General features: G+C 70.4%; 12 protein-coding genes, 2 tRNA genes and 1 pseudogene. 4 read left to right on the top strand and 11 right to left on the bottom strand.

Annotated features, from left to right (window positions below):
- The first annotated feature begins 12 nt into the window (after positions 1–12).
- Positions 13–1,458, top strand: a complete 1,446-nt coding sequence (locus ABD973_RS16170) for an MFS transporter (protein ID WP_125821723.1) — start codon at positions 13–15, stop codon at positions 1,456–1,458.
- A gap of 73 nt (positions 1,459–1,531) precedes the next feature.
- Here ABD973_RS16170 and ABD973_RS16165 read toward each other — a convergent pair.
- Positions 1,532–1,604: transfer RNA gene (locus ABD973_RS16165), tRNA-Ala, on the bottom strand.
- 161 nt (positions 1,605–1,765) lie between these two features.
- Here ABD973_RS16165 and ABD973_RS16160 point away from each other — a divergent pair.
- Positions 1,766–2,314: a helix-turn-helix domain-containing protein gene (locus tag ABD973_RS16160; RefSeq protein WP_007265216.1), complete on the top strand. Its 549-nt coding sequence runs from the start codon at positions 1,766–1,768 to the stop codon at positions 2,312–2,314.
- Positions 2,311–3,320, top strand: a pseudogene (locus ABD973_RS16155) (serine/threonine-protein kinase); the annotation flags it as partial. The gene ABD973_RS16160 and the pseudogene ABD973_RS16155, both read left to right, overlap by 4 nt.
- A 112-nt stretch (positions 3,321–3,432) precedes the next feature.
- On the opposite strand, the gene ABD973_RS16150 reads toward ABD973_RS16155, so the two are convergent.
- The 10 genes from ABD973_RS16150 to dnaA form a co-directional block, all read right to left on the bottom strand.
- On the bottom strand, positions 3,433–3,567 hold the full coding sequence (locus ABD973_RS16150; RefSeq protein WP_208809277.1) for a DLW-39 family protein: 135 nt from the start codon (positions 3,565–3,567) through the stop codon (positions 3,433–3,435).
- Between the two features lie 144 nt (positions 3,568–3,711).
- Positions 3,712–3,785, bottom strand: a tRNA-Ile gene (locus ABD973_RS16145).
- A gap of 118 nt (positions 3,786–3,903) precedes the next feature.
- On the bottom strand, positions 3,904–4,644 hold the full coding sequence (locus ABD973_RS16140; RefSeq protein WP_345500517.1) for a DUF3566 domain-containing protein: 741 nt from the start codon (positions 4,642–4,644) through the stop codon (positions 3,904–3,906).
- A gap of 3 nt (positions 4,645–4,647) precedes the next feature.
- Positions 4,648–7,260: a DNA gyrase subunit A gene (gene gyrA / locus ABD973_RS16135; protein ID WP_125597970.1), complete on the bottom strand. Its 2,613-nt coding sequence runs from the start codon at positions 7,258–7,260 to the stop codon at positions 4,648–4,650.
- Between the two features lie 44 nt (positions 7,261–7,304).
- Positions 7,305–9,326 carry a DNA topoisomerase (ATP-hydrolyzing) subunit B gene (gene gyrB / locus ABD973_RS16130; protein WP_125597988.1) on the bottom strand — a complete coding sequence of 674 codons (2,022 nt, stop codon included), beginning with the start codon at positions 9,324–9,326 and terminating at the stop codon, positions 7,305–7,307.
- A 459-nt stretch (positions 9,327–9,785) separates the two neighbouring features.
- A complete protein-coding gene (locus tag ABD973_RS16125) occupies positions 9,786–10,313 on the bottom strand; it encodes a DciA family protein (RefSeq protein WP_125597973.1) in 528 nt (175 codons plus the stop codon).
- Positions 10,310–11,446, bottom strand: coding sequence for a DNA replication/repair protein RecF (gene recF / locus ABD973_RS16120; protein WP_125821725.1), 1,137 nt, complete (start codon positions 11,444–11,446; stop codon positions 10,310–10,312). The genes ABD973_RS16125 and recF overlap by 4 nt, the downstream gene beginning before the upstream one ends.
- Positions 11,447–11,535: 89 nt before the next feature.
- Positions 11,536–12,411: a phosphogluconate dehydrogenase (NAD(+)-dependent, decarboxylating) gene (gene gnd / locus ABD973_RS16115; protein ID WP_125597979.1), complete on the bottom strand. Its 876-nt coding sequence runs from the start codon at positions 12,409–12,411 to the stop codon at positions 11,536–11,538.
- A 194-nt stretch (positions 12,412–12,605) separates the two neighbouring features.
- Positions 12,606–13,736: a DNA polymerase III subunit beta gene (dnaN, locus tag ABD973_RS16110; RefSeq protein ID WP_007265226.1), complete on the bottom strand. Its 1,131-nt coding sequence runs from the start codon at positions 13,734–13,736 to the stop codon at positions 12,606–12,608.
- 864 nt (positions 13,737–14,600) lie between these two features.
- Entirely contained in the window at positions 14,601–16,397 is a 1,797-nt protein-coding gene (gene dnaA / locus ABD973_RS16105) for a chromosomal replication initiator protein DnaA (RefSeq protein WP_125821726.1), read from the bottom strand.
- Positions 16,398–16,756: 359 nt separating this feature from the next.
- Here dnaA and rpmH point away from each other — a divergent pair, with 359 nt between their 5' ends.
- On the top strand, positions 16,757–16,894 hold the full coding sequence (rpmH, locus tag ABD973_RS16100) for a 50S ribosomal protein L34 (RefSeq protein WP_007265229.1): 138 nt from the start codon (positions 16,757–16,759) through the stop codon (positions 16,892–16,894).
- The last annotated feature ends 5 nt before the right edge of the window (positions 16,895–16,899 follow it).

Below are 16,899 nucleotides of genomic sequence, written 5' to 3'. Positions count from 1 at the left end.
CCGGAGAGACCCATGACCACCGCAGTTACGGAATCCCCCGCCGGGGCGGCCGCTCCGGCCCGCGGCCCGCGCTCGCGCCGCACCGCCCTCGCCGTGCTCTCGACGGGCATGCTCATGACCGTCCTCGACGGCAGCATCGTCACCGTCGCCATGCCGGCCATCCAGGACGACCTCGGCTTCAGCCCCGCCGGCCTCAGCTGGGTCGTCAACGCCTACCTGATCGCCTTCGGCAGCCTGCTGCTCCTCGCCGGCCGGCTCGGCGACCTGATCGGCCGCCGGCGCATGTTCCTCGCGGGCACCGCCGTCTTCACGGCCGCCTCGCTGCTCGCCGGGTTCGCCGGGTCCCCCGCCCTGCTCATAGCCGCCCGCTTCCTCCAGGGCGTGGGCAGCGCCATGGCCTCCGCCGTCAGCCTCGGGATCCTCGTCACCCTCTTCCCCGGGACCCGCGAACGCGCCAGGGCCATCGCCGTGTTCTCCTTCACCGGAGCGGCCGGGGCCTCCCTCGGGCAGGTGCTCGGCGGGGTCCTCACCGACGCCCTCGACTGGCACTGGATCTTCTTCATCAACCTGCCCATCGGCATCGCCGCCCTGCTGGCCGCCCTGCCCGCGCTCCCCGCCGACCGGGGGCTCGGGCTGCGCGCCGGTGCCGACGTACCGGGCGCCGTACTCGTCACCGCCGGGCTGATGGCCGGGATCTACGCCGTCGTACGCGTCGAGGAGTACGGCTGGACCTCCGCGCACACCCTCGGCCTCGGGGCGCTCTCCCTGGCCCTGCTCGCCGGCTTCGCCCTGCGCCAGGCCAAGACCCGCACCCCGCTGATGCCCCTGCGGATCCTCCGCTCGCGCACCGTGGCCGGCGCCAACCTGGTCCAGGTGCTGATGGTGGCCGCGCTGTTCTCCTTCCAGGTCCTGGTGGCCCTCTACCTCCAGCAGGTCCGGGGCTACGGAGCCGCGGAGACCGGCCTCGCGATGCTGCCGGCCGCCCTGGCGATCGGCGGCATCTCCCTCGGCGGCGCGGCGAAGCTGATCGCCCGCTTCGGCGAGCGCCGCGTCCTGCTCACCGGCCTCGCCCTGCTGGTCGCCGGCCTCGCCCTGCTGACCCGCCTGCCGGTACGGGCCGACTACGTCACCGACCTGCTGCCCGTGATGCTGCTGGCCTCCGGCTTCGGCCTGGCCCTGCCCGCGCTCACCACCCTGGGGATGTCGGGCGCCGACGAGCGGGACGCCGGGCTGGCCTCGGGCCTCTTCAACACCACGCAGCAGATCGGCATGGCCCTCGGCGTCGCCGTCCTGTCCACCCTCGCCGCCTCGCGCACCGAGGCCCTGACGGCCGCCGGGACCGCCCGGCCCGAGGCCCTCACCTCCGGCTACCACCTGGCCTTCGCCACCGGCGCCGGCCTCCTGCTGGCGGCCACCGCCGTCGCGGCCGCCCTCCTGCGCTCCCCGCGGACCCGCTGAACACGGCCCGCCGCGCCCACGAAAAAAGCCCCCCTGACCAGCGTTTGCGCTGGTCAGGGGGGCTTTCCTGAAGTGGAGCCTAGGAGATTCGAACTCCTGACATCTGCCTTGCAAAGGCAGCGCTCTACCAACTGAGCTAAGGCCCCGAGCAACTGGACGCGGACGTCCCCCGGGAAGGAGTGTCCGTTCCGCAGGACAGAGTACCCGGTGCACCCCCGCATCCCGCAAAATGATAGGGACTCCCGCCCCGCGACCACGCTCCGTAAGATGCTCGCGAGGTTCGCACCAGCGAAGGGGAGTAGGAAGAGTGGACGCAGTACAGCAGGAGGCCACGGCCAGAGCCCGGGAACTCCAGCGCAGTTGGTACGGGGAGCCGCTCGGCGCGCTGTTCCGACGGCTCATAGATGACCTCGGCCTCAACCAGGCCCGCCTCGCTGCCGTGCTCGGGCTTTCGGCGCCGATGCTGTCCCAGCTGATGAGCGGGCAGCGCGCCAAGATCGGCAACCCGGCCGTGGTCCAGCGGGTCCAGGCCCTCCAGGACCTCGCGGGCCAGGTGGCGGACGGCAGCGTCAGCGCCGCCGAGGCCACCGACCGGATGGACGAGATCAAGAACACCCAGGGCGGTTCCGTCCTCAGCAACAGCGGTCAGACCAGCACCGGTTCCGGCGCCCCCACCGTCAAGCGCGTCGTGCGCGAGATCCAGTCGCTGCTGCGCTCGGTCGCCGCGGCCGGCGACATCATCGAGGCGGCGGACACCCTCGCCCCCACCCATCCCGAGCTGGCGGAGTTCCTCCGGGTCTACGGGGCGGGCCGCACCTCCGAGGCGGTGTCCCACTACGAGGCCCACCAGAACTGACACGCGCGGGTGACGGGGGGGCGGGCGCAGCGACGGGTGAGGTCCTCGCCGGCCGGTACGAGCCGGTCGATCCGATCGGACGGGGCGGCGCGGGCGCCGTCTGGCGGACCCGGTACCGGCGCCGCCGCACGTACGTCGCCGCGTAGGTCCTCCTCCAGGGCGATGCCCACATGCTCCTGCGGTCCGTGCGCGAGCAGGCCCTGCGCATCGACCACCCCGCACGTCCTGGCCCCCGCCGGCCGGGCGGCGGACGACGACAAGGTCCTGTTCACCATGGACCTCGTCGCCGGCGGCTCCCTGGCCCACGTGCTCGGGGACTACGGGCCGCTGCCGCCCCGGTTCGTGTGCGTGCTGCTCGACCAGCTCCTGTCGGGGCTGGCGGCGGTGCACGCGGAGGGCGTCGTCCACCGCGACGTCAAACCGGCCGACATCCTGAGGGAGGCCACCGAAACCGGGCGGCCGCACCTGCGGCTGTCCGACTTCGGGATCTCCGTGCGCAAGGGCGAGCACGGCTCACGGACACCGACCGCGTCGTCGGCACGCCGGGCTGCTTCGCCCGGAACAACCGGCGGGCGCCGAGCCCGACTTCCCCGCCGACCTCTTCGCCGTCGGCCTGGTCGCCCTGTACCTCCTGCACGGGAGCCGGCCCGACGCGCGCGCCCCGGTGGAACAGTTCGGGGCGCACGGCACCCCGGAAGCCCCCGAGGGCGTCCCCGCGCCCCTGTGGGGCGTGATCCCGAACCTCCTGCACCCGGCCCCCGCGAGCCGGTTCCGGGCCGCCACAGGGGCGCGCAAGGCCCTTGCCGAGGCCGCCCAGTTGCAGCCCGACGCCGTGCCCGGCGAGAAGCCGGTGCAGGTGTTCGACCAACTCGGTCCGCTTCCGCCCGGTTTCGGTCCCGACGGGCCTGAAACCACCCCCGCCGCACCGCCGGTGCGTTTCGGCCCGCCCCCGCCGGCGCCGTCCGACGCACCCGGTCCGTCACACCCACCCCGAATTCGCTACAGCAACCCAGATCTTTGCGTAACCGAACTTCCCCCCGGCGCCGCGGGCGGGCCCGGAACAGCACGAAGCCCCGGCAGCAGCGGCGGCCGGGGCTTCATGGAATCAATCGTGGGGCTCACACACCGGAACCAGAGGGCACGGAGTCGGTTGCCTCCGTCCACAGGTCCTGCTCGGCACGGTCCGCCTGGATCTGGCGGTACACGAGGAGCCCGCCGATGGCGGCCAGTGCGACCAGGAGCAGCTTCTTCACGGCGCGACCTCGTCTTTCGTAGACGTTGGGGACTTCTGGCCGCCAACAATACACACCGACCGATACCGATCGGTTACCTGGGACCGCCCCGGACGGACCAACGAAGAAGACCCCCAGGCCTTGGCCTGGGGGTCTTCGACACTGTGGGGCTAACAGGATTTGAACCTGTGGCCTCATCCTTATCAGGGATGCGCTCTAACCAACTGAGCTATAGCCCCTCCGCGCCTGCGCGCTGACTCCTGAAGATTAGCGCACAGACGCAGTGGAACCCAAATCCCCCGGCGCGGAGCCCCTGAGGTCACCGCCGCGGGGCTTTCCCGCAGGTCAGTCAGCGGGTCATTCGTCCTCGGCCAGCGTGAGCTCCACGCCGCCGACGAAGCCCGCCGACAGGTTGTAGATGAACGAACCCAGCGTCGCCAGAGCCGTCATCAGCACCACGTCGATCACCGCGATGACCGAGGTGAAGATCAGCACGCGCGGCAGCGACAGGAACGACTGGAGGTCGAACCCGTTGCCCTCGTTCGAGCCGGTCGCCTCGCTGATGGTCCCGCCGACCGTCGAGAAGATGCCCATGGCGTCCATGACCATCCACAGCACCGCCGCCGCGACGACGGTGCACAGGCCCAGCGCGATCGACAGCAGGAAGCTGACCTTCATCACGGACCACGGGTCGGCCTTCGCCACCCGCAGCCGCGCCTTGCGCGTCCTGGGGGCCGTACGGACCCCCGGGACGGCCCCGCGCTGCGCACCCGGGCCCGTGGGCGCCGCGTAGGCCTGCGGGGGCTTCTGGGGCTGTCCGGCCCGGTCCTTGGCCGGCCCCTTGGGCTGGTCCTTGGCGGTCTGGCCCCTGGACTGGTCCTTGGGCTGGTCCTTGGGCTCGCCCTTGGCGCCGGCCTGGTCCTTGGTGGCCTGGTCCTTGGCCGTCTCCTTCGCCTTCGGCTGCGTCTTGGTCTGCGCCGTCGGCTTGGGTTCCGGTTCTCGGGTGTCCGTCACGGTTCCCCCCTGGGAGTCCGCGGCGGGGCCACGGGCACCGTTCGCTCCAGTCTCGGCCGGTCCGGCGCCCGTGGCTCCACTCACGACTTACTCCTCGTGCTCCCCGACCGAGGGCTCCGTGCCCTCGGCCGCCCCGGCGGCCGCTGCGTCGGCCGCCGCGGCCTCGATCTCTGACTCGATCTCGTCGGCCTCGTCAGCTTCCTGACCGGCCTCGGCGTTACGAGCGATGCCGACCACGGCATCGCGCTTGCCCAGGTTGATCAGCTGGACGCCCATGGTGTCACGGCCGGTCTCCCTGACTTCGCTGACGCGCGTGCGGATCACACCACCGCCGAGCGTGATGGCGAGGATCTCATCCGACTCGTCGACCACCAACGCGCCGACCAGCGAACCGCGGTCCTCGACGATCTTCGCCGCCTTGATGCCCAGACCGCCACGGCCCTGGACCCGGTACTCGTCCACCGCCGTCCGCTTCGCGTAGCCGCCGTCGGTGGCGGTGAAGACGAACGTACCCGGCCGGACAACGCTCATCGACAGCAGTTCGTCACCCTCGCGGAAGCTCATGCCCTTCACACCGGAAGTGGCACGGCCCATCGGGCGCAGCGCCTCGTCGGTCGCGGTGAAGCGGATCGACTGCGCCTTCTTGCTGATGAGCAGCAGGTCGTCCTCGGCGGAGACCAGCTCGGCACCGATCAGCTCGTCGTCGCCGCCGTCCTCGGTCTCCCGGAGGTTGATCGCGATGACGCCGCCGGAGCGCGGGGAGTCGTAGTCCTTGAGCGCCGTCTTCTTCACCAGGCCGCCCTTGGTGGCCAGGATCAGGTAGGGCGCCGCCTCGTAGTCGCGGATCGCGAGCACCTGGGCGATCTTCTCGTCCGGCTGGAAGGCCAGCAGGTTCGCCACGTGCTGGCCGCGCGCGTCGCGGCCGGCGTCCGGGAGCTCGTACGCCTTGGAGCGGTAGACGCGGCCCTTGTTCGTGAAGAACAGCAGCCAGTGGTGCGTGGTGGAGACGAAGAAGTGGTCGACCAGGTCGTCCTGCTTCAGCTTCGTGCCGCGCACGCCCTTGCCGCCGCGCTTCTGCGAGCGGTAGTCCTCGGTCTTGGTGCGCTTGACGTAGCCGCCGTGCGTGATGGTGACGACGATGTCCTCTTCGGCGATCAGGTCCTCGATGGACATGTCACCGTCGAAGGGCACCAGCTTGGAGCGCCGGTCGTCGCCGTACTTCTCGACGATCGCCGCCAGTTCCTCGCTGACGATCGAGCGCTGCTTCTCCGGCGAGGCCAGGATCGCGTTGTACTCGTTGATCTTCGCCTGGAGTTCGTCGTGCTCGGCGACGATCTTCTGGCGCTCCAGGGCCGCCAGGCGGCGCAGCTGCATCTCCAGGATCGCGTTCGCCTGGATCTCGTCGATCTCCAGGAGGCCCATCAGGCCCTCGCGCGCGATCTCGACCGTGTTGCTGCGCCGGATGAGGGCGATGACCTCGTCGATGGCGTCCAGCGCCTTGAGCAGGCCGCGCAGGATGTGGGCCCGCTCCTCCGCCTTGCGCAGGCGGAAGCGCGTACGGCGGACGATGACCTCGATCTGGTGCTGCACCCAGTGGCGGATGAACGCGTCGATCGACAGGGTGCGCGGCACCCCGTCCACCAGCGCCAGCATGTTCGCGCCGAAGTTCGTCTGCAGGTCGGTGTGCTTGTAGAGGTTGTTCAGCACGACCTTGGCGACGGCGTCGCGCTTGAGCACGATCACCAGGCGCTGACCGGTCCGGGACGAGGTCTCGTCGCGGACGTCGGCGATGCCGCCGATCTTGCCGTCCTTGACCAGGTCGGCAATCTTCTGCGCCAGGTTGTCCGGGTTGGTCTGGTACGGAAGCTCCGTGACCACCAGGCACTGGCGGTTCTGGATCTCCTCGACCTCGACCACGGCGCGCATCGTGATGGAGCCGCGCCCGGTCCGGTACGCCTCCTCGATGCCCTTGCGGCCCACGACGAGGGCGCCGGTCGGGAAGTCCGGGCCCTTGATGCGCTCGATGAGCGCGTCCTGGAGCTCCTCGTGGGAGGCTTCCGGGTGCTCCAGCGCCCACTGGGCGCCGGCCGCGACCTCGCGCAGGTTGTGCGGCGGGATGTTGGTGGCCATGCCGACGGCGATACCGGCGGAGCCGTTGACCAGCAGGTTCGGGAACCGCGCCGGCAGGACGGTGGGCTCCTGGTTGCGGCCGTCGTAGTTGTCCTGGAAGTCGACGGTCTCCTCGTCGATGTCCCGGAGCATCTCCATGGCCAGCGGCATGAGCTTGCACTCGGTGTAGCGCATGGCGGCCGCCGGGTCGTTGCCCGGGGAGCCGAAGTTGCCGTTGGAGTCCACCAGCGGCATGCGCATCGACCACGGCTGGGCCAGGCGGACCAGGGCGTCGTAGATGGAGCTGTCACCGTGCGGGTGGTACGTGCCCATGACGTCGCCGACGACGCGGGCGCACTTGTAGAAGCCCTTCTCGGGCCGGTAGCCGCCGTCGTACATCGCGTACAGCACACGACGGTGGACGGGCTTGAGGCCGTCGCGCACGTCGGGCAGCGCGCGGGAGACGATGACGGACATCGCGTAGTCGAGGTAGGAGCGCTGCATCTCCGTCTCGAGCCCGACGGGCTCGATGCGCAGCACGGGCTGCTCCTCCGCGGCGTTCTCGGCGGTGGGGGTGGTTTCGTCGGCCATTGCTGGTCAGGAATCCTTTCAGGCGGCGGTCAGCGGAGGCCGACTCAGATGTCGAGGAAGCGGACGTCCTTGGCGTTGCGCTGGATGAAGGAGCGCCGCGCCTCGACGTCCTCACCCATCAGCACCGAGAACAGGTCGTCGGCCTGCGCCGCGTCGTCCAGGGTGACCTGGCCGAGCACACGGTGGTCCACGTCCATGGTGGTGACGCGCAGCTCCTCGGCGTTCATCTCGCCCAGACCCTTGAAGCGCTGGATCGAGTCCTCCCTGATGCGCTTGCCGTTCTGCTTGCCGAGCTCGACCAGGGCGTCGCGCTCGCGGTCCGAGTACGCGTACTCGAAGTCGTCGCGACCCCACTTGATCTTGTAGAGCGGCGGACGGGACAGGTACACGTGCCCGGCCTCGACCAGCGGACGCATGAAGCGGAACAGGAAGGTCAGCAGCAGGGTGTTGATGTGCTGGCCGTCGACGTCGGCGTCCGCCATCAGGATGATCTTGTGATAGCGGAGCTTCTCGATGTCGAAGTCCTCGTGCACACCGGTGCCGAAGGCGCTGATCAGCGCCTGGACCTCGGTGTTCTGGAGGATCTTGTCGATACGGGCCTTCTCGACGTTCAGGATCTTGCCGCGGATGGGCAGGATGGCCTGGTACATCGGGTTGCGGCCGGACTTCGCGGAGCCGCCGGCGGAGTCGCCCTCGACGATGAAGATCTCGCACTTGGTCGGGTCGTTCGACTGGCAGTCGGAGAGCTTGCCCGGCAGCGAGGCGCTCTCCAGAAGGCCCTTGCGGCGGGTCAGGTCACGGGCCTTGCGGGCCGCGACGCGGGCCGTGGCCGCCTGGATCGCCTTGCGGACGATGTCCGCGGCCTCGACCGGGTTGCGGTCGAACCAGTCACTGAGGTGCTCGTGGACGACCTTCTGAACGAAGGTCTTGGCCTCCGTGTTGCCCAGCTTGGTCTTCGTCTGGCCCTCGAACTGGGGCTCGCCCAGCTTGACCGAGATGATCGCCGTCAGACCCTCGCGGATGTCCTCGCCGGCGAGGTTGTCGTCCTTCTCGCGGAGCAGCTTCTTGTCCCGCGCGTAGCGGTTGACCAGGCCGGTCAGCGCCGCGCGGAAGCCCTCTTCGTGGGTGCCGCCCTCGTGCGTGTGGATCGTGTTCGCGAAGGAGTAGACGCCCTCGCTGTACTGCGAGTTCCACTGCATCGCGATCTCGACCGAGAGCATGCGCTCCTTGTCCTCGGCCTCGACGTCGATGACGGTGGGGTGGATCAGCTCGCCCTTGCGCGAGTTGAGGTACTTCACGAAGTCGACGATGCCGCCCTCGTAGTAGTACTTCACCGTGCGCGCGGTGGGCTCGGCCGCGTCCGCGTCGGGGTCGTCCGCGCCCACGGTGGCCTTCGCCGACTCGCGCTCGTCGGTCAGCGTCAGGGTCAGGCCCTTGTTGAGGAAGGCCATCTCCTGGAAGCGCCGCGACAGCGTCTCGAAGGAGTACTCGGTGGTCTCGAAGATGTCGCCGTCGGCCCAGAACGTCACCGACGTACCGGTCTCGTCGGTCTCCTCGTTCTTGGCCAGCGGGGCCGTCGGGACGCCCAGCTTGTAGTCCTGGGTCCAGCGGTGGCCGTCCGTCTTGACCTCGACCGCGACCTTGGTGGACAGGGCGTTCACGACGGACACGCCGACGCCGTGCAGACCGCCGGAGACGGCGTAGCCGCCGCCGCCGAACTTGCCGCCCGCGTGCAGGACGGTCAGGACGACCTCGACGGCCGGCTTGCCCTCGGACGGCACGATGCCGACCGGGATGCCTCGGCCGTTGTCGACCACGCGCACCCCGCCGTCGGCGAGGATCGTCACGTCGATGGTGTCCGCGTGCCCGGCCAGCGCCTCGTCGACCGAGTTGTCGACGACCTCGTAGACGAGGTGGTGCAGACCACGCTCGCCCGTCGAGCCGATGTACATACCCGGCCGCTTGCGCACTGCGTCCAGGCCCTCCAGGACCTGGATCGCACTGGCGTCGTAATTCTTCTCGTTGGAGTCGCCGGAATCGGCCACGAAGCGCCCTTTCTGGCACAGCGCAGCCCGTACTCCGGACCAGCGTGTGCGCCGGCGGGAGCGGCCGCGTCGATCTGCGTTGTCTGCGTTGTCGTGCTGTCTCCCGCGGATCGGGCGGGATTGCTTCCAGTCTACCGGTACCACTGACACGAATGGGGGTTTGCCGGTGCCTGAGTCCGCATGTGCCGCCCTGAACCTCCTCTCCGAGACTCCCCATATTCGGGGAGGGGCTCAAAGAGGCTCACACGGGCGTCCAGCGCTTCGGCCTGTCAACCTTCCACTACCGTGAGGGACACCACCTCCGCCGGACCCGCCGGGGCGCTGCGGCCCGGCCCGCGCAGAGGGCTCCGCGGGGCCCGGACGAGGCCTCCGCGCTACCCGTCGCGGGCCGTGCGCGGACCTGGCGCGGGCCTGGCGCGGGTCATCACCGCTGGCCGGAACCCCTACGGTCGCGGAACCGGCCGGGCGGCCGGAACCCGCTCAGCCGTAGGTGTCGCCGGGGCCGGTGCTGCCCGGGGCCCGCCACGGCCCGTACCGCTTGGGGCGGCCGCCCGGTCCCTGCACCTTGATCAGCCGGACCGTGCCCTGTCCCAGTTCCGCGTTCAGCCGTGCCACCAGCTGCGGGGCCAGCAGCTTCAGCTGCGCGGCCCACGCCGAGGAATCGCACCGCACGAGGAGTTCACGCTCCTCGTAGCGCTCCGGTTCACAGTGCGCCGCGATCTCCGGGCCGACGATCTCCGCCCAGCGCTCCATCACCCCGGCGACCGCGATCGGCATCTCCCAGCCGCGCTCGGTGCGCAGCCGGTCCAGGGCGGCCATCAGCGGCATCGGGTCCCGGCCGTCGGCGCGGGCCCCCGAGCGCAGCCCGGGCTGCTGCCGGCGCTGCTTCCCGCCCGCCGCGTTGCCCCGGGCGCGGGCCTGCTCGCGCGCGGCCGCGAGGGCCTGGCGGGCCAGGTCCACCCCGGAGGGCTCCGGAGCCTTGCGCTCGTGCCGGTCGCCGTCGGTCACAGCCGGGTCACCTCGCCGCCGGACACCCCGAAGCGGGTGCCCGTCAGCACGCCCGGGACGTCGTCGTCGACCGCCGCCGTCACCAGTACCTGTTCGCCGCCCGCCACCAGCTCCGCGAGCCGCTCGCGGCGGCGCGCGTCCAGCTCCGCGAAGACGTCGTCGAGGATCAGCACCGGCTCCGCCCCCTCCGAGCGCAGCAGTTCGTACGAGGCCAGGCGCAGGGCCAGCGCGTACGACCAGGATTCCCCGTGGCTGGCGTACCCCTTGGCGGGGAGGTCGCCGAGGCGCAGCAGGAGGTCGTCGCGGTGCGGGCCTGCCAGGGTCACCCCGCGCTCGATCTCCTGCTTGCGGACCTGGGACAGGGTGGCGAGCAGGGCCTCGTAGAGCTCCTCGCGGGTGCGGGCGGCGCCGCTGTCGACCGGGTCGCCCGCGGAGGACCTGTACGCGAGCGCGAGCGGGCCGCCGCCGGGGGCGAGCTGCTCGTACGCCTTGTCGGCGAGCGGCAGCAGGGTGGCGATCAGTTCGAGGCGCTGGGCGAGGAGCTCGGCGCCGACGCGCGCGAGGTGCTGGTCCCAGACGTCGAGGGTGGACAGGTCCATGGAGCGGCCGCCGTGGCGGCGGGCCATCGCGGCGGACTTCAGGAGGGTGTTGCGCTGCTTGAGGACGCGCTCGTAGTCGGAGCGGACCGCCGCCATCCGCGGGGAGCGGGCCGTCACGAGCTCGTCGAGGAAGCGGCGCCGTTCTCCGGGGTCGCCCTTGACCAGGGCGAGGTCCTCCGGGGCGAACAGCACCGTGCGTACGATCCCCAGTACGTCGCGGGGTCTGACCTGCGAGGACCGGTTGACGCGGGCGCGGTTGGCGCGGCCCGGGTTCAGTTCGAGCTCGACCAGCTGCTGGCGTTCGCCCTGGGTGACGGCGGCGCGGATGACCGCCCGGTCGGCGCCCATGCGGACGAGCGGGGCGTCCGAGGAGACGCGGTGGCTGCCCAGGGTGGCCAGGTAGCCGATGGCCTCGACGAGGTTGGTCTTGCCCTGGCCGTTGGGGCCCACGAAAGCCGTGACGCCCGGGGCGAGGGGAACCTCGGCCCGGGCGTACGAGCGGAAGTCGGCCAGCGAGAGATGCGATACGTGCATGCGGCGCCGACCTCCCCCGGCTTCCTGCTGTGCTCTGTGGTGCGGTGTTGCTGTGGTGCGCTTGCTTCCTGCCGGCTGCTTCTTCCCGGCTACTTCTTCTCGACCGCGTGGCCGCCGAACTGGTTGCGCAGCGCGGCGATCATCTTCATCTGCGGCGAGTCGTCCTGGCGGGACGCGAACCGGGCGAACAGCGAGGCCGTGATCGCCGGCAGCGGGACGGCGTTGTCGATGGCCGCCTCGACGGTCCAGCGGCCCTCGCCCGAGTCCTGGGCGAAGCCCTTGAGCCGGTCGAGGTGCTCGTCCTCGTCCAGCGCGTTGACGGCGAGGTCCAGCAGCCAGGAGCGGATGACCGTGCCCTCCTGCCAGGACCGGAAGACCTCGCGGACGTCGGTGACCGAGTCGACCTTCTCCAGGAGCTCCCAGCCCTCGGCGTAGGCCTGCATCATGGCGTACTCGATGCCGTTGTGGACCATCTTCGCGAAGTGGCCCGCGCCGACCTTGCCGGCGTGCACGGAGCCGAAGTCGCCCTCGGGCTTGAGGGCGTCGAAGATCGGCTGGACCACGGCGACGTCCTTCTCGTCGCCGCCGTACATCAGCGCGTAGCCGTTCTCCAGGCCCCAGACGCCGCCGGAGACGCCGCAGTCGACGAAGCCGATGCCCTTGGCCTTGAGCTCCTCGGCGTGCTTCTCGTCGTCGGTCCAGCGCGAGTTGCCGCCGTCGACGACGATGTCGCCGGGGGAGAGCAGCTCGGCCAGCTCGTCGACGGTGGACTGCGTCGCGGCCCCGGCAGGGACCATCACCCACACGACGCGGGGGGACTGCAGGCCGTCCACAAGCTCCTGCAGGCTGTGGACATCGGCGAGGTCCGGGTTGCGGTCGTATCCGATGACGGTGTGGCCTGCGCGGCGGATGCGCTCGCGCATGTTGCCGCCCATCTTGCCGAGACCGACGAGACCGAGCTCCATCAGGTGGGTTCCTTAAGCGTTGGGGCCGTCTGTACGGGGCTTCCCGGTACCGGTGGGTTCCGGTCGGTTTTCCTGGGTCGCCCGCCGGGTCCGAGCCTACGCCGGGCCATGGCCCCGGGCCGCTCCGGACGGCGCCGGGCCCGGCACTCGCCGCTGCGAGACCGGGCCCGGTGCCGGTGTACGGCGGGAGCGGGTCAGCCGGAGAGGCGGACCGGCATGATCAGGTACTTGTAGGCCTCGTCGGCCTCCGCGTCCACCGCGGGCCGGCCGCTGAGCAGCGCGGGCTTGGTGGACGTGGTGAAGCTGAGCTGGGCGGCGGGCGAGTCGATGGCGCTCAGGCCGTCCAGCAGGAAGGTGGGGTTGAAGGCGATCGAGATGTCGTCGCCCTCCAGGTTGGCGTCGACGCGCTCCACAGCCTGTGCGTCGTCGCTGGAGCCCGCTTCCAGGATCAGCACGCCCTGCTCGAAGCTGAGGCGGACCGGCGTGTTGCGCTCGGCGACCAGGGCCACGCGCTTGACGGCCTCGACGAACGGGGCGGTCTCGATCACGGCGACGGAGTTGAACTCCGTCGGGAAGAGCGTGCGGTACTTCGGCAGGTCGCCCTCGAGCAGGCGGGTGGTGGTGCGGCGGCCCGCGCCCTCGAAGCCGATGAGGCCCTCGCCCTGGCCGGAGCCGGAGAGCGCCAGGGTGACGGTGTCACCGCTGGTCAGGGACTTGGCGGTGTCCAGGAGGGTCTTGGCGGGCACCAGGGCCACGGCCGAGGCCTCCGGGTTCTCCGGCTTCCACAGGAACTCGCGGACCGCGAAGCGGTAGCGGTCGGTGGAGGCCAGGGTGACGCGGTCGCCCTCGATCTCGATGCGGACACCGGTCAGCACGGGCAGCGTGTCGTCACGGCCGGCGGCGATGGCGACCTGCGCGGCGGCGGAGGCGAAGACCTCGCCGGGCACGGTGCCGGTGGCGGTCGGCATCTGCGGGAGCGCCGGGTACTCCTCCACAGGCAGGGTGTGGAGTGTGAACCGCGAGGAGCCGCAGACCACGGTCGCCCGTACACCGTCTGTGGAAATCTCCACCGGGCGGTTGGGCAGGGCGCGGCAGATGTCGGCGAGGAGCCGGCCGGAGACGAGGACGGTGCCGTCCTCCTCCACGTCCGCCTCGACGGAGACGCGGGCCGAGACCTCGTAGTCGAAGCCGGAGAGGGACAGGGTGCCCTCCTCGGCCTTCAGCAGCAGGCCCGCGAGTACGGGCACCGGCGGCCGGGCCGGGAGGCTGCGTGCAGCCCAGGCCACCGCCTCCGCGAGTACGTCGCGCTCCACCCGGATCTTCACCGGAACCGCCTCCTGCTGTTGCTCGCTCGTCTGCCGGCCTTCGTCGTCGGCCCGTCGATGCCTCGACCGATGCCGGGGACCAGTCTGACGTACGGCGCCGACAGTCGTCGCGGCTGGCGGTCAAGTCGGGAGCGAGGAGGCGGGACGGCCGTCCGGCGAGTTGTGCACAGGACCCGCTTGAAAACCGAAACCGGCCTAACTCTCCATGGGGGTAGTAGTAGGGCCTGTGGAAACGGTGGATAAGCCCGTTCTCCCAGGTCAGCCCGCGTTTTTTATCCCCACACCCTGTGGGTGGGACCGGTGGACAACCGGGGGTGTCTGTGGAGAACCGAAAGTTCTGCACAGGCCGTCCCCAGGGGAGCCCCACTAGTCCACAGGTGTGTCCCCAGCTTTTCCCCAGAAGTCCACAGAGCAAACGTCGACATCCGTGTGACCGCTTTCACTCGGGGCGGTGACGGGGGGTGTGCCGTTGCCGAACAGTGGACAACGGTGTGGAGAACCGTCGGGAACCTGTGCACAGGATGCGCGAACCTGTGGGTCGGCGGTGGACAGAGGAGTGGATGAGCCTGTGGACGATTTTTCTGTCCACAGCCTGTGGATGACGCTTGCTCACAATTCCACAGGGTCCTGACCTGCCCTGATGGTTCCTCAACAGGCACGCCTGTGGACAGATTGTGGGCGGTGTGGACTGTCCTCAGGCTGTGGACGGAAGAAAACCGGGGAATCTGTGGACAACGGGCCCTCCCGGGGGCGCATTCGAACAGAGCAGGGGCGCACGGCCGAAGAAGGGCGCCCCCGGTTCGATCCGGAAGCGCCCTGTCGTGAGGTTTGAGGGACCGCCAGCCGGCCCGTGCGGGGCCCGCGTCAGCCGTTCTTGATGCGGTTGGTGAGCTCCGTGACCTGGTTGTAGATCGAGCGCCGTTCCGCCATCAGGGCGCGGATCTTGCGGTCCGCGTGCATGACGGTGGTGTGGTCCCGCCCGCCGAACTGGGCGCCGATCTTCGGCAGCGACAGGTCGGTGAGCTCGCGGCACAGGTACATGGCGATCTGCCGGGCGGTGACCAGGACCCGGCTGCGCGAGGAGCCGCACAGGTCGTCCACGGTCAGGCCGAAGTAGTCGGCGGTGGCCGCCATGATGTCGGAGGCGGTGATCTCGGGCGCGCTGTCCTCGCCGCCCGGGATCAGGTTCTTGAGGACGTCCTCGGTGAGCCCGAGGTCCACCGGCTGCCGGTTCAGGCTCGCGAAGGCGGTGACGCGGATCAGCGCCCCCTCCAGCTCGCGGATGTTGCGCGAGATGCGGGAGGCGATGAACTCCAGTACCTCCGGCGGGGCGTTGAGCTGCTCCTGGACGGCCTTCTTGCGCAGGATCGCGATGCGCGTCTCCAGCTCGGGCGGCTGGACGTCGGTGATCAGGCCCCACTCGAAGCGGTTGCGGAGCCGGTCCTCCAGGGTGACGAGCTGCTTGGGCGGCCGGTCGGAGGAGAGGACGATCTGCTTGTTGGCGTTGTGGAGCGTGTTGAAGGTGTGGAAGAACTCCTCCTGCGTCGACTCCTTGCTCGCGAGGAACTGGATGTCGTCGACGAGCAGGATGTCCATCTCCCGGTACCGCTTGCGGAAGGCGTCGCCCTTGCCGTCGCGGATGGAGTTGATGAACTCGTTGGTGAACTCCTCCGAGCTCACGTACCGCACGCGGGTGCCGGGGTAGAGGCTCCGCGCGTAGTGCCCGATGGCGTGCAGCAGGTGCGTCTTGCCGAGGCCCGACTCCCCGTAGACGAAGAGGGGGTTGTACGCCTTCGCCGGCGCTTCGGCGACGGCCACCGCGGCGGCGTGCGCGAAGCGGTTGGAGGCACCGATGACGAAGGTGTCGAAGAGGTACTTGGGGTTCAGTCGGGCGGTCGGCTCCAGCGGGCCCGAGGTGGAGCCGCCGGAGGGCGCCGACGGCGGGGGCGCCGGCGTCGGCCGGCCGGGCGCGGGGCGCGGGGACGGCTGCTCGTACTGCTGCCGCTCGTAGCCCTGGGGCTCGTACGGCTGGGACTCGTACGAGGGGGAGTCGTACTTCTCGGGCTCGTAGCCGGGCTGCTCGTACTTCTGCTGCTCGTAGCCGCCCTGGTCGTACCCGCCGGGCTCGGGCTGCTGGAGGTAGCCGGGCTGCGGGGTGGCGTAGGGGTCCCGCTCCGGGAAGCCGCCCAGGCGCTGCTGCTGCCAGCCGTACTCGTCCTGGCCGCCGCGGGGCCAGGAGCCGGGCTCCTGGCGCGGCTGCTGGTACTCCGGGTAGGCGGGGCGGGCGGCGGGGAGCTGCTCCTCGCCGGCCCCGGGGCGCTGGCCGCCGTAGGGCTCGTAGCCCTCGCGCGGGGACGGGGCGGGCGGGGCCGACGGCGCGGGCTCGCCCGCGGAGTCGTCCACGGTGATCGCGATCCGGATCGGCCGGCCGCACTCGCGGCTCAGGGCGTCGCTGATGAGAGGGGCGAGACGGCCCTCCAGGACCCGCTTGCCCCACTCGTTGGGCACGGCGAGCAGCGCGGTGTCGGCGACGAGGGCGAGCGGCTGGCATCGTTCCACCCACTGCTTGTCCTTGGGCTCGATCCCCTGCTGGCCCTCCCCGAGCAGCTTCTCGAGCACGCGTGGCCACACTGCGGCAAGATCGGCAGGTACGTCAGCCACAGAGCACGCTCTCTCACAGGTCCCGGTCCCACGAATGTGTGGTTCTTTGGGACGGTCGGGACAAAAAATCCGGGATCAGACAACGGTAGTCAGGCCGGTGGGTAGGGTTCAAGTCGTTGTCCACAGCCTGTGCACAGTGTGGGGCAGGGGACGCTCGGTTTGACCGGATGGCGTAGCCGCGCGTACCGTAACGAGGTCGAGTTGTCGATGGCTGCTGCCGCCTGCCTACCGATGGGCGAAGATCACTGTTTGTGATCATTTAGCGGTGTCCACTCGGGCGAACACGCGAGTTCCTCGTGGGCGCACGGTGACAGCCAGGCGATGTACCGCCACAACGATTCATTCTCTGGAGCCCCCGAGTGAGCAAGCGCACCTTCCAGCCGAACAACCGCCGTCGTGCCAAGACCCACGGCTTCCGTCTGCGGATGCGTACCCGTGCCGGTCGCGCGATCCTGGCGAACCGCCGCAGCAAGGGCCGTTCCGCCCTTTCCGCGTAACAACG

The organism is Streptomyces racemochromogenes (genome assembly GCF_039535215.1).
Taxonomy (GTDB): Bacteria; Actinomycetota; Actinomycetes; order Streptomycetales; family Streptomycetaceae; genus Streptomyces; species Streptomyces racemochromogenes.
Note: the sequence above shows the minus strand (reverse complement) of the source record. Positions and strands in the feature narration are given on the sequence as shown.

What these genes read in the sequence shown, in the direction of transcription:
- ABD973_RS16170 (WP_125821723.1), top strand. Translation starts at nt 13, where the DNA reads ATGACCACCGCAGTTACGGAATCCCCCGCCGGGGCGGCCGCTCCGGCC.
- gyrA (WP_125597970.1), bottom strand. Translation starts at nt 7,260, where the DNA reads ATGGCCGACGAAACCACCCCCACCGCCGAGAACGCCGCGGAGGAGCAG.
- recF (WP_125821725.1), bottom strand. Translation starts at nt 11,446, where the DNA reads ATGCACGTATCGCATCTCTCGCTGGCCGACTTCCGCTCGTACGCCCGG.
- gnd (WP_125597979.1), bottom strand. Translation starts at nt 12,411, where the DNA reads ATGGAGCTCGGTCTCGTCGGTCTCGGCAAGATGGGCGGCAACATGCGC.